The 12,980-nt window shown below is 46.7% G+C and carries 13 protein-coding genes; 3 read left to right on the forward strand and 10 right to left on the reverse strand.

The genetic code is table 11. The features are described 5' to 3' along the window. Positions 1-10: 10 nt before the first annotated feature. From KME11_20800 to KME11_20815, 4 genes are all read right to left on the reverse strand, one after another. Positions 11-310: a hypothetical protein gene (locus KME11_20800; protein ID MBW4517651.1), complete on the reverse strand. Its 300-nt coding sequence runs from the start codon at positions 308-310 to the stop codon at positions 11-13. A gap of 113 nt (positions 311-423) precedes the next feature. Then, positions 424-654: a DUF433 domain-containing protein gene (locus tag KME11_20805; GenBank protein ID MBW4517652.1), complete on the reverse strand. Its 231-nt coding sequence runs from the start codon at positions 652-654 to the stop codon at positions 424-426. An 86-nt stretch (positions 655-740) separates the two neighbouring features. Further along, on the reverse strand, positions 741-1,508 hold the full coding sequence (locus KME11_20810) for a tetratricopeptide repeat protein (protein MBW4517653.1): 768 nt from the start codon (positions 1,506-1,508) through the stop codon (positions 741-743). Positions 1,509-1,713: 205 nt separating this feature from the next. Beyond that, positions 1,714-2,460, reverse strand: coding sequence for a hypothetical protein (locus tag KME11_20815; protein MBW4517654.1), 747 nt, complete (start codon positions 2,458-2,460; stop codon positions 1,714-1,716). 370 nt (positions 2,461-2,830) lie between these two features. Here KME11_20815 and KME11_20820 point away from each other — a divergent pair, with 370 nt between their 5' ends. Further along, entirely contained in the window at positions 2,831-3,883 is a 1,053-nt protein-coding gene (locus KME11_20820) for a Fe(3+) ABC transporter substrate-binding protein (GenBank protein ID MBW4517655.1), read from the forward strand. A 224-nt stretch (positions 3,884-4,107) separates the two neighbouring features. On the opposite strand, the gene KME11_20825 is transcribed toward KME11_20820, so the two are convergent. Next, positions 4,108-4,614 (reverse strand): pentapeptide repeat-containing protein, encoded by a 507-nt coding sequence (locus tag KME11_20825; GenBank protein ID MBW4517656.1) that lies wholly within the window; start codon positions 4,612-4,614, stop codon positions 4,108-4,110. After that, complete coding sequence (locus KME11_20830; protein MBW4517657.1) at positions 4,614-6,293, reverse strand: iron ABC transporter permease; 1,680 nt, start codon at positions 6,291-6,293, stop codon at positions 4,614-4,616. The genes KME11_20825 and KME11_20830 overlap by 1 nt, the downstream gene beginning before the upstream one ends. 133 nt (positions 6,294-6,426) lie before the next feature. Between KME11_20830 and KME11_20835 the strand changes: the two genes are divergently transcribed. Both KME11_20835 and KME11_20840 read left to right on the forward strand, forming a co-directional pair. After that, positions 6,427-7,479, forward strand: coding sequence for an ABC transporter ATP-binding protein (locus KME11_20835; protein ID MBW4517658.1), 1,053 nt, complete (start codon positions 6,427-6,429; stop codon positions 7,477-7,479). Between the two features lie 148 nt (positions 7,480-7,627). Further along, entirely contained in the window at positions 7,628-10,111 is a 2,484-nt protein-coding gene (locus tag KME11_20840) for a choice-of-anchor I family protein (GenBank protein ID MBW4517659.1), read from the forward strand. A 285-nt stretch (positions 10,112-10,396) separates the two neighbouring features. Here KME11_20840 and KME11_20845 read toward each other — a convergent pair whose 3' ends face one another. From KME11_20845 to KME11_20860, 4 genes are all read right to left on the reverse strand, one after another. Then, positions 10,397-11,125, reverse strand: a complete 729-nt coding sequence (locus KME11_20845; protein MBW4517660.1) for a peptidylprolyl isomerase — start codon at positions 11,123-11,125, stop codon at positions 10,397-10,399. A 3-nt stretch (positions 11,126-11,128) separates the two neighbouring features. After that, a complete protein-coding gene (locus KME11_20850; protein MBW4517661.1) occupies positions 11,129-12,142 on the reverse strand; it encodes a hypothetical protein in 1,014 nt (337 codons plus the stop codon). A 30-nt stretch (positions 12,143-12,172) separates the two neighbouring features. Further along, positions 12,173-12,475 carry a hypothetical protein gene (locus tag KME11_20855; GenBank protein ID MBW4517662.1) on the reverse strand — a complete coding sequence of 101 codons (303 nt, stop codon included), beginning with the start codon at positions 12,473-12,475 and terminating at the stop codon, positions 12,173-12,175. A 187-nt stretch (positions 12,476-12,662) separates the two neighbouring features. After that, entirely contained in the window at positions 12,663-12,950 is a 288-nt protein-coding gene (locus KME11_20860) for a hypothetical protein (protein MBW4517663.1), read from the reverse strand. Positions 12,951-12,980 lie beyond the last annotated feature (30 nt).

A 12,980-nucleotide genomic window follows, 5' to 3' on the forward strand; every position in this document is an offset into this window, starting at 1 on the left:
TGACGATGACTTACCTTCTTTCAGCTTGTTCCAGATCAACTGAAATTCTGCTTGCATTCAGCGTATTCGTAACATTGACAGCAGCTTCAAAATCAGAGTCAAAGGCTAAAACAAAAACAGGTGTAACGCTGTAGCGATCGACTGACAAAACCCGATGGACGATCGTTTCTTTATCGATGATGAGATCGGTTATGATTTTGCTGTTGTCTCCGTTCAAAAAATCTTTGAGCCGACTCAGATAGCCTATAGAAATGAACAGCTTCGGAATCTTTTCCACCTGTAAATAGTCAGCGCTAGGAGAGATGGGCAAGCTTAAAAATTACCAACCCTAGATTTCAAGATGTTAGATTTCTTGAAGATGATATTAAAGTCAGGAAATTTAACTTCTTTAACAATCTGCTCATTATCTGCCCAGTTTAGGGCTTAGGACTGAGAAGCGATCGCGTCGTCAATTTCTTCTGTATTTTGAGCGTAGTAAGTGCGGGCGGCTTTCAAGTCATCTCTAGTCAACTGAGGGTAGTCACCCAGCAAATTCGCCTCTGAGCATCCTTGCGCAGATAGTTCAATTAATTTCCACACCGGAATTTGTGTCCGACCAATACAAGCGGCTCCGTTGCAAATTCCAGGTGTCTTTCGGATCTTTGGTGTTGCCATGTCTCAACTTTAACATATTGCTATTAAGAAGATGTACAGCTTCGCTTAAGTGGGCGCTCATGTCGATGCAATTTTTTCTCAATCTGCTAGCTGGACTGCCGGATTATTTCAACTAACTGAATTTGATTCTGGCTAAACCCAGCAAACTTGAGCGGGTCTAGCATCGCAGCATTACCATATTGAGCATCTAGGCGGATGACTTGTTGGTAGGCTTCTTCAGCCAGGGTGGGTTCGTTGCTGCTCCAGTGAGCGATCGCCAGCGCTAGCCAGGGATGTGGGTTCTCAGGCTCTAACTGTGTGGCTTGTTGAGCATTGGCGATCGCATCGGGGTAGCGATTGAGTCGGTGGTAAGCCAAACTCAAGTTAAAGTACCCAATTTCATTATCAGATTGAAGTGCAACGGCTTTTTGATGAGTCTGAACGGCTGCATTGAGATCACCACTGACCAAATACACAATTCCCAAAGCATTGAGCGCTGGAACATGAGTGGGCTGTTGAACCAGTGCTTGCTTTAACTGGTGAGTGGCATCTGTTTCGCGACCTGCCAGATGAAGCGTCCAGCCCAGGATGACACGCCCAGAAAGTTCACCGGGATCTAACGCAACAGATTTTTGCAAAGCCGCGATCGCCTCGTCGTAGAGTCCTTGGTTACGATAGTCCAGTCCTTGCTGCCGGAACGTGTTAGCGGCGGTTCGCTCTGCCGCAGTCGGTGGAGAGGGTGTAGGCGATACCGTCGTAGCAACAGGACTAAGCGAGGGCAATGAGGAAGATGGCGACGAGGAAGATAGGGTAGTTGGGCGATCGCAACTCGCCAATCCTAGCGTCAGCAGGGCGATCGTTACACATCCTTTCAAAGTCACCTTTGTTGTCAATCCCTCTTGCACCACCGATCTTCTTGCCTTAAAAACTGATACCAAAACTCTCCCTTTTCCAGTCTATCAGCGATCGCCATGATTGATAATACGACTGAAGACAACATGATAATGCCACGATGAGAGATGAGATCAAATACCGTAGAAATGTAAAAAATAAAGGTCGTAGCCCAGATTGCAAACGCTGTCAAACCCCCGATAATATATTCATCTCCTCTGGAGTCATTGGTCGTTCAGTAGAAGAATAAATAGTACCTTGTGGTGTTGAAATAAAACTGAGATAGTAAGGCTCTTCGCCTGCTTTAGAAACTCGATAAACCTGTCGCCCAGTCTCATCTGCTAAAGGTAACGGATCTAATACATAGCCTTTATCTTGAAGATCTTGCTGAATGTTAACGGCGATCGATCGCCACTGAGTGTCAGCAGTTTGCCAGCAGCGCTCAGACCCTGCACATCCTGCCTGCGCACCAGAAACATGGGGAAAGCCTGCGAAGGGGTCAGGAGGAATTGTAGGACTAGGTGATGGCGTAGATAACGGCGTAGGTAAAGGATCAGGTGATGAACTGGGTGAGGGGCTGGGCGAAGGTGGGGAAGGGATAGGAGTAGCGGCCACAGGAGCAGGAGACGGTGGGGAAGGAGAAATATTCACCCGAGATGCTCTTGGCGAGGGTGGAGAACTAGGCAACGGTGGCACAGAGGAAGGCAGAATCTGAGAAGGGTTGGGCAAAGGGGAAGGCTGTCTGATTGGAGAAGGCTTCAGGAGAGGCACTGGAGAAGGCTCAGCAAGAGGCAGACGAGTAAGCTTGATAGGTTTGGTTGGGGGTGCTTCGGTAGAAGGCGGGGAAGCAAGGGGGACAAGTAAAAGTAATCCATGCAATACCACTGAAGCGACCCAATAGGGACGCTTGATCTTTTGAACCAAGAGAGTTGCCAAACTCTTTCCGTGCTTCCATGAATGCATTAGGGCTTCGCCAAAAAACTGAGTTTATTAATAAAGATTCTAAATACTTATTCTAATTCTGTCCTTCATTTTAGAGCAACTTGTCAAAAAATAAAACCTGTCTAGCATTATTTTTTAACGTTAACCCTTGCTAGAAACCATCTTCAGGTCTTCTAAGGGATCTGATGCGATCGCTAAAGCTGCAACTCAGCATAAACTAACTTTGACATTAAGTTTTTCCTATTGCAAATCTATGTCATTATTTGTAGAGACGCAATAGCTTACTAAGCGAGTTGCTTGACTGATGCATCTAAAAAAACTACAGAAATAATCTACAGGCGAGTACTTTAGGAGAGAACTGACGATGGCGATGAATCGGCGTGTTTTTATAGGCGCAGGGACTGCCCTAGCAGCAGTTGCATTGGGGCGAACCGCTCCGACCCGGGCACAGCAAGCGCCTTCAACAAAGGTGTTAAATCTTTACTCATCTCGGCATTACGACACAGATAATGCCTTATACCAAAGTTTTACCAACAAAACAGGGTTCCAGGTCAAGCTAGTTGAAGCCGAAGCTGACCAGTTAATTGAGCGCATCAAGAGCGAAGGTGCCAGTAGCCCAGCAGATGTGTTGATTACAGTCGATGCAGGTCGGCTTTGGCGGGCAGAGCAGCAAGGCTTGTTTCAAGCGGTTGATTCCAGTCTGTTGAAGCGCGTTGTTCCCGAGAATTTGCAGCATCCCGATGGATTGTGGTTTGGTTTCTCTAAACGGGCGCGGGTGATTATGTATCACAAAGATCGGGTGAATCCGACGCAGCTTTCAACCTATGAAGCGTTAAGTGATCCCAAATGGCGTGGCAAAATTTTGGTGAGATCTTCAACCAATGTTTATAACCTGTCTTTAACTGGCTCTATTTTGGCGGCAACGAACGCTCGTGAAACTGAGAATTGGGCGCGAGGCTTAGTGGCAAACTTTGCGCGTCCGCCCGAAGGAGGAGATACGGTTCAAATTCAGGCAGTCGCCGCCGGATTAGGAGATTTGGCGATCGCCAATACTTACTACTTAGCACGGTTAATGAAGTCGGATAAGCCCGAAGAAAAAGCGGCGGCTGAGAAAATTGGTGTGTTCTTCCCCAACCAGGGCGATCGCGGCACTCACGTCAATATTAGTGGTGCGGGTGTGCTTAAAACGGCTCCCAACAAAGCGGCGGCAGTTCAGTTTCTAGAGCATTTAGCCAGCCCAGAGGCACAAGAGATTTTTGCTTTGGGTAATAGCGAGTATCCAGTGGTGCAAGGCAGTCGCGTTGATCCAGTCATCACAAGCTTTGGAGACTTTAAGGATGATCCATTAAATGCAGCGGTCTTTGGTCGCAATAATGCTGAAGCGCTTCAAATTATGGATCGCGCGGGATGGACATAAAAATGTCTAAGTAAAGCCCGTTGTAGCATGTCTCATACTTGTAGCATGTCTCATACAAAGCCTGATTCGCGATCGCCCAGATTACGATCGGGCTTTGTATCTTACTGGATGCTTAACGAATTCTGTGTATCAACGCGCTGTTATTTCCCATCCCAAAATTCTACATCCGTCATACCATAGTGATTAGACCAAATTTCTTCGGAGTAAAACCATCGGTAAAAAAATCATGGCTTCACCTGATCATTTGGCAAGATTGCTCCCGTCAGCGTTGCGCCTTGCAACTTAGCTCCCTGCAATTTTGCCCCCGTTAAATTAGCTTGGCTTAAGTTTGCACCCCTCAAATCAGCATTGCTTAAATTAGCATTGCGCAAATATGCCCCCGTTAAGTTAGCTTTACTCAAGTTTGCACCACTTAAATTAGCTGAGGTGAGTGCCACACCTTGAAGATTAGCGTTGCTCAGGTCTGCGTTACTCAGGTTAGCACTATCTAAGAGGGCTTCGCTCAAGTTACTTCCAGTTAACTTAGCATTGCTTAAGTCAGCCCGATTTAGCAGACCCTTACTAAAATCAGCGTTACTAAAATCGCTGTTAGCTAACTGACATTCGACACAGCTTTTAGTCTTGAGTAGATCGACGCGAGGATCGGGCTTAGCGCATCCACTCATCAGTGAAAAGAACAGGATAGAACTGAGAAAAATACTAATTTTTTGTAAATACATAAAAAGACTCATTAATTTTCACCTGAAGACGAAGACTGCCTTCGACGAATTTGCCAGCTTAAGGTTAGCACTGGAATCATTCCGACCAGAACAATTGTTAGCGCTGGTGCGGCTGCCTCTGCTAGCCGTTCATCTGAAGCAAGTTGGTAAACGCGCACAGCTAGCGTGTCAAAATCGAACGGGCGAACAATTAAGGTCGCAGGCAATTCTTTCATGACATCAACAAAAACGAGCAACGCAGCCGTCAACAATCCGCTTCGCATCAAGGGGACGTGCACACGCGTTAAGGTTTGCTGAGTATTGTGCCCCAAAGAATGAGCAGCCTCGTCTAAGTTGGGTTTAATTCGTTCTAAGCTCGCTTCAACAGTGCTAAAAGCTACTGCCAAAAAGCGAACAAGATAGGCAAAAATGAGTGCCGCGATCGTGCCGCTTAACAGTAGCCCAGTAGAAATACCAAAGGTCGATTTCATAACAGCATCCACTAGCTGATCAACCTGCCCCATCGGAATTAAGATTCCGACCGCAATCACCGATCCTGGAATGGCGTAACCCATGACCGCTAATCGCACTGCTAAAATCATGCTCCGAGTCGGATGCAACCGTAAGCCATAAGCCATAATCAAGGCGATTGCCCCGCAAATGCCTGCCGTTAGCCCTGCCATCAACAAGCTATTCTGAACAAAGCTCCAAAACCGAGGATTAAAAGTTTCATTCCAACTGGCTAGAGTCAGTTGCAACAGAGTTATTGCCGGAATCACAAATCCTATCAAAATGGGTAAAACGCAAACGCTCTGAGCGATCGCTTCCCGCATTCCACCCAGGGCGTATCTGGGTATTCGCTGATCGAGGCTGCCGCTTTGATAATACTTTGCCCGTTGTCGAAACCAGCGTTCGACTAAAATCAGCACCAGGATGAACCCCATCAAACAAGCCGCCAGTTGTGATGCCGCAATCCGTTCACCCATGCCGAACCAAGTGCGGTAAATTCCTGTGGTAAAGGTGTTAACGCTAAAAAACTGCACCGTTCCAAAGTCGCTAAGCGTTTCCATTAATGCTAAAGCTGTACCTGCTGCGATCGCCGGACGTGCCAACGGCAAAGCCACCCGCCGAAAACTTTGCCAAGGATTACAGCCCAAAGCCCGGCTTGCTTCTAAGGTGCAAACAGATTGCTCTAAAAACGCGACTCGCGCTAATAAGTACACGTAGGGATAGAGCACTAATGTCAGCATCAAGATTGCGCCAGGCAGCGATCGCACGGGTGGGAACCAATACTCTGCGGCACTGCTCCAGCCAAACAATGCTCGTAAACCTGTTTGTATAGGGCCGTAATACTCCAAAAGCTCGGTGTAAACATATGCCAAGATGTAGGCGGGCGCTGCCAACGGCAGTAACAGCAGCCACTCAAGCGCTCGACTGCCCCGAAAGCGACACATTGTAACCAACCATGCGGTGCTAACGCCAACGCCAATGACACCGCAGCCCACTCCTAACATCAATGCCAAAGAGTTAAAGAGATAACTTCCTAAAACAGTAGAAGCCAAATGCGACCAAATATTGCCGCTGGGGGTCAAAATACTGCTGAGGACTGTCAGAATCGGCAAGGACAATAAGAGGGCGATCGCTCCTACTAGTAAAGTCCAACCTTCTAATCGCCAAGACTGCCAGCGCGTTGAGCCAGAAAAATATTGCATCAATCTAAGAAAAGGCGAACTTAAATCCCGCTAATTGAGAATCTATTTCAGGAATCACTCTATCATGAGTCTGTGGCGGTTCACCGAACTCACCCATCGAACTGTTCAAATATTCAAATTTCTTAGCGATCGCATGTCTCTCGTCTCGCCAATTCTTCAAATTGAAAATGTCACCCGCCAATTTCCTAAAACCCCTACCCCTGCGGTTACCCAAGTTTCCCTCACCCTCCATCCTGGTGAAATTTTAGGATTATTGGGCCCTTCAGGCTGCGGCAAAACAACCTTGCTGCGACTCATTGCTGGGTTTGAGCCGCTTCAATCAGGTCACATCACCCTAGCCGGACAAATCGTAGCAGGCAATGGACATTGGGTTTCACCCGAACGACGGGACATGGGCATGGTATTTCAGGACTATGCGTTATTTCCTCATTTAAGCGTCGCTAAAAATATAGCATTTGGATTAGCGGGGCAAAAAGTAAAGGCAGACCCTGTGCTTCAAACTCTTGCCCTGGTTGGGCTCAAAGGATTAGAAAATCGCTATCCCCATGAGCTTTCCGGTGGGCAGCAGCAGCGTGTCGCCCTTGCCCGTGCCCTCGCCCGTCGCCCTTCACTCATTCTGCTAGATGAACCGCTGAGTAATTTGGATGTGCAAGTGCGGCTGCATCTACGTCGAGAGATTAGAGAGATTTTGAAAGACACTCACACTACTGCAATTTTTGTCACCCATGATCAAGAAGAGGCGCTGGCGATTTGCGACCAAGTAGCAGTGATGCATCAGGGGAAAATTGAACAGCTTGATAACCCCGAAGCGTTATACCGCTATCCTGCCTCTCGCTTTGTCGCTGAGTTTGTGACGCAAGCTAATTTTTTATCGGCACAGCGCCATAGCTCTATTTGGCAGACTGAGGTAGGAAGCTTTTCAATTAAGCAGGATCTTGCGGAGGAGACAGGAGCTTTGATGATTCGGCAAGAAGATTTAAAGCTGCACCCTAGCCCAGAAAGTCAAATTGTGGTACGCGATCGCCATTTTCTAGGACGTGACTACGCTTATTGGGTGCAAACGCCCTCAGGAACGATTTTACAGGCGCGCTTATCATCAGGCACGATCGCAGTTGGCGATCGGGTCAACTGTCTTGTCAATCCCGATGCAGTTAGATTGTTTCCTTCAGGTCAACAACCTAGTTAACAGGCTCTACAGTACTCACACGCTAGCGTAGAAGCTTCACGGCATCCTTCATGGCTTCATCGCAGCTACTTAACCCAACCCCGCAGTATAAAGTTCTAGTAAAACTACTGGGGAATTAAAAATTTGTTAAAGAATTCTTAAAGTTGCCATGAGATTCATATCAAGGCACAAATTGAGTTCGCTTCACATTCATTTAGGTTTAGATATGGTATCAGAACTTCAAACGTTACACACTTTGGGTTCAGAAGCTGGCATTCCAGCGCTGGATGACACTGTTAATTTTTCTCGCGTACTGACGAAAATCGGAGACTATGCGGGCGCAGGTTCAGAAATTAGTGCTTACGACCCAATCACTAAGCAGCTGTTCGTGGTTGCAACGGGGCCCATAATCGAAATTCTAGATCTAAGCAACCCCAGCAACCCGACCCTAGTTAAAGCCCTGGATTTTTCTGACTTTGGTGATGCCAGTAGCGTTGCGGTGAGTAATGGGCTGGTTGCAGTTTCGATCGTTTCTACAGTCAGTACCGATCCGGGTAAAGTTCTCTTTCTAGACGCTCAGGGTGAAATTCTAAAAGAGATTACCGTTGGATCGGGACCGGATATGCTAACTTTCACTCCCGATGGCAAAAAGGTTTTAGTTGCCATTGAAGGAGAACCCAGCAGCTATAATCAACCCGATTCGATCGATCCAGTGGGGGAAGTTAGCATTATTGATCTCTCAAATGGTGTTGACAATGCAACGGTTTCCAGCGCTGGATTTGAATCGTTTAACGATCGCAAGGCAGAATTGCAGGCAAAAGGTGTCCGCATCACGGGACCCAATGCCAGCGTTGCTCAAGACCTAGAGCCAGAATACATTGCTATTTCGCCCGACAGCAAAACGGCTTGGGTAGCATTACAGGAAAACAACGCGATCGCGATCGTAGACATTGCCACTGCCACCGTCACTGATATTTTGCCGCTCGGTCTCAAAAATCATTCACTCCCTGGCAATGGACTTGATGCTAGTGATAGAGATGGCAAAATTAACATTCAAAACTATCCTATTTTTGGTTTGTACCAGCCTGATGGCATTGCTCGGTTTACTGCTGCTAATGGACGCACCTACATCGTTACAGCTAACGAAGGCGACGGTCGCGACTACGACGGTTTTGCAGATGAAGTTCGGGTGGGTAGCAGTCGCTATGTGCTTGATCCGACGATTTTTCCGAATGCTGCCGCCTTGAAACAAAACACTGCGCTCGGTCGTTTAACCGTTTCTAGCTCTTCTGGCGACTTAGATGGTGATGGCGATTTTGAACGCATTGAAGCTTTTGGCGCTCGCTCTTTCTCCATCTTTGATGCCAGTATTAAGCAGGTCTTCGATAGCGGTGACCAGTTTGAGCGCATCACAGCAGCAGCATTGCCGACTAACTTCAACTCCAATAGCGAGAACGACAGTTTCGACACCCGTAGCGACAATAAAGGACCTGAACCCGAAGGTATTGCGATCGGCAATGTTAACGGACGGGTTTATGCATTCGTTGGTCTTGAGCGAGTCGGCGGGGTCATGACTTACGATGTTACGAATCCCGAAAAACCAACGTTCGTGGATTACACAAATAGCCGCGATTTTACCGCCGAAGTCGCGACTGACGCTGCTCCAGAGGGTGTCGCGTTCATTTCTGCCAACCGCAGCCCCAACGGTAAGCCGCTGTTAATTGTGAATTACGAAGTCAGTAACAACACTGCCATCTACGAATTTACACCGCCGCCTGCAACAGGCAAGGGTGGACAAGATGGCTTTGTCGTTCAGCAAGGTGATGGCACTGCCACAATTTCAGATTTTGGCGGCATTGGTACGGGCGTGAATCCGTCGGCAGCAACTCGTGCCGAAGTTGATACCATCAAGTTTGTAGGGGCGGGTTTAACAGCGCGGAACCTACTGCTCGATCAAAAGGGTAGTGATTTAGAACTGACGTTTGAGGGAGTTTCTGATACCAAAGTTGTCCTCAATGATTTTGCCCTCGAAAATTTGGACAATTTGCAGAAAGCTACTGGCGCTTCTGTCGATTTAGGCAACCTCCTATTTGAGGGACAAACCAAGATTGAGGATAGCTTTGATGTCTTCAACCGCAACTGGAATTTCGATCGCATCTTTAACCGCAACTCTGTCACCTTCTTAAATGACTTGGATAATGACATTGAAGGCTTTAATTCCTCCAATGATGTCATTAACGGTCAGGGTGGCGACGATCGCCTCTCTGGTTTGGGTGGCGACGACCTGCTGCGGGGTGGCGAGGGCAATGACTACCTAGATGGCGGTCAGGGCGACGATGTTCTCACGGGCGGTGAAGGCAATGACTGGCTGATCGGTGGCAAAGGGAACGATTTCTTGCACGGCGGTAGCGGCAGAGACGTGTTTGCTTTAGCGAAAGGAGCCGGGACTGATACCATTGCTGACTTTGAGGTGGGCAATGATTTGCTTGCACTGTCTAAAGGTTTGAGCTTCGATCGCCTTTCGATTCTTCAAGGAATTGGCGATCGCGCCGATGACACAGTGATTAGTCTAAAAAATGGACAAGAGGCGATCGTATTCTTAACGAATATAAAGGCAAATACTATCACTCATTCATCGTTCATCTTGGCTTAAAACTTCGTCAGAAACGACAAGGGGGAGTGCTGAGCGCTCCCTTTTTTTTGGCATTGCTGCATGAAAGGATGAATCTGCTCAAATCCCCTTTCCTTTAGAGGATGTCTGAGAAGTCTAGATTGCTATCCGATCCGCCCCCTAAATCCCCCATTCTGGGGGACTTTGAAGGAGCATTGGTTCGGAAGTCCTGCCCCAGAATGGGGGGTGGGGGGCGAGTGTAAGAATCTTTGATACTTCTCAGACATCCTCTTAGGAGCGGGGTTAAAGAAAAACGGTGTTCTTCGCTTATTGGGCAATGAGTGTCAATTCATGGTCTAACCAGTTTTGAAACAATCGATCGAGAATAATTTGACGAATCTCAGGCGTAAGCCTTGCAGGGATAAATTCTTCAACCATTAACAGGATATAGCTTTGTTCAGCCTGAACTGGTCCAATTACCTCGCCAGTATTAGCGCCTAAGAGAATAGCTGCAATTTCTGGAGTAAAGCTCCATCGATATAGTTTTCCTGCATAGCCAAACTGGAGACGACGCTGTTCATCTAAGTCGTAAAGGTGTGCTGCCTCATAAAAGCCGATTTCGTTTTCTTCAATTTGGTAAAGCAATTCCTGGGCAAGCTGAAGATAGGGCACAGCTAACTGATAGAGTAAAACTTGCTCAAATTCAAGCTGATGTTCAACAAAGTATTTTTCAATCTCATGACCAAAGAGTGATTCTGCCAATTTTGCTGCAATTAGACGATCGCTAATTCCAGCTTCCCAATCTTCTGGTGTCATTAACTGCTCGTTTAACCACGAAAAGGTTGCCGTTGCACTTTCCAAGTGCCTTTGATGCCGCTGGCGATCGGCTTCAGCTTGAATTTCGTCTGCGGTCACGGTGATGCCTTTTGCCTTTACCGTTTCGCTGATAATTTGTTGAGACAGTACCCGTTTATAAATGTCCTTTAAGATGATTTCTCGTTTTAAGAAATCAACAATGGCTTCGGGTTGAAGAGATTGCACTGATGAACAAAGCATGGCTTAAGATGATAATGTTAAATTTGAATAAATTAACGTCGATAGACCCGATGAATTAACAGTGTTGAGAACGATCGCTTGAATTCTACTACCGCCTGATCGAATTAAAGTTGCATCAAAGCTCCCGTTTCCATCTGAGTCAAAGACTTCAAATACAATATTTTGCAAAGCTTTGGCACGATTAGCGATATTTTTTGCTACTTGAATTACATCACCTTCGGCGGCATCAAAATCTATAATCACATTGGCTAAGGTGAGGTCAGTGACTCCCTTATTCAAGACAAACCGATCAGCGCCATCGCCGCCAGTTAGCCAGTCTTGACCCAAGCCACCGATCAGGACATCATCACCCTTGCCGCCATTCAACCAATCATCTCCCTGCCCACCTCGGAGAATATCATTGCCTGCGCCTCCAGTCATCCAATCATTGCCACCTTTGCCCCATAAATGGTCATGCCCACGATCGCCCCACAGTTGATCGTTGCGCCGTCCTCCTCGAATAAAATCGTTAAATCTGCGACCTTTGACAAACTTCCCATCTTGATGAAACTGACTAGAAAAACTCACGGCACTGATTAATATCGGTAATGTGGCGATCGCAGAAACCAGTGAGCTATCAGAACTAGAGATTAGGGAAGATGGAGCAGGGGATACATCAATGATTAACTCCTTAGGCTGGTTAGGAGATACGTTGGTAGTTGACTCTGTAGGCTGATTAGATGGCTCAGGGGATGGCTCAGGGGATAGCTCAGGGGATGGCTCAGGGGATGGTGCTGCAACGCTAGTGCTGACAGTTGCTCCATCAGGAGAAGACGTGGCGATCGCGCTGCCGCTACTTGATGTTGCACCAGGCGTATAAATCTGCTCACTGCTTGTGGTTTGGGAACCATCTAATTCAGTTGTGGTCGCAGTTGAGCTACTCCCTGCACCTTCTGTAGAAACGAAAGAACTACTAGAACTAGAACTTTGACTATACTTTTGACCCGAGTCAGATATAAACCAATCTAGTTTAGTCATGGCGATGCACCTCTCTTGTTCAATTATGGTTTACCACCAATAACTCTTTCTCTCAGTAGCTCTAACTGAATAGGTATCGTTACCATTGGAGGCGTAGGCAGTTCCTTTTGCGTAGGCGGTACTATGACCTGAAACATATCCTTGATAAAGATTAGCCTGAGTATCTGTGAAGGTTTGGGTAAACTGACCTACTGCAATAGCATTGGCATTAGCAGCACTTAAATTGTATGAAGCATAGGTATTGACATTGACAGCAGCAAATAATCCTCCCTGAACTTGATCAGTTTTATGAACGTCAATTGAAATTAGATAATTCAGGTCATCAACTTCCATCAATACTTTCCTCACTGCGGCACTAATAAGCATTCAGAATGCCTCTGGTAATCAAAGATAGAAAATCACTGAAAGTCATTTTTTATTTAACTTTCAGTGACTTTCTTAAGCTTTAAGCTTTCCTCAGTTTCTTGAGAACGAGTCACACTATAGTGTCAATTCTCAAGAGGAAATGAAAACCTAAAAACTAGTAACCAGTTCCCGCAATGGCTACACCATTTGAATGAGAGCTGAAAGGAGTAGTGTTAGCGTTGTTGAAGGTTTGGGTAAACGTGCCATAGCCGTAGGCATTAGCATCCGACTCAGATGTAGCCAAATGACCCTTAGCATAGGTGTTCACATAGGCATTCTTGTAAATGTTGAGGTACTCATTGAAGTAGATGTGGCTAAAATCATAGCCCAGATTGAATCCTCCAGATAAGTCAGTAGATTCGGAGGAAACTTCGTTCAGGTAGTTAAGATCAGAAATCAACATGAGATTGCTCCTTGTTTGTTGTTTAAGAAT

Origin of the sequence: Timaviella obliquedivisa GSE-PSE-MK23-08B, from assembly GCA_019358855.1 — a bacterium.
Lineage (GTDB): Bacteria > Cyanobacteriota > Cyanobacteriia > Elainellales > Elainellaceae > Timaviella > Timaviella obliquedivisa.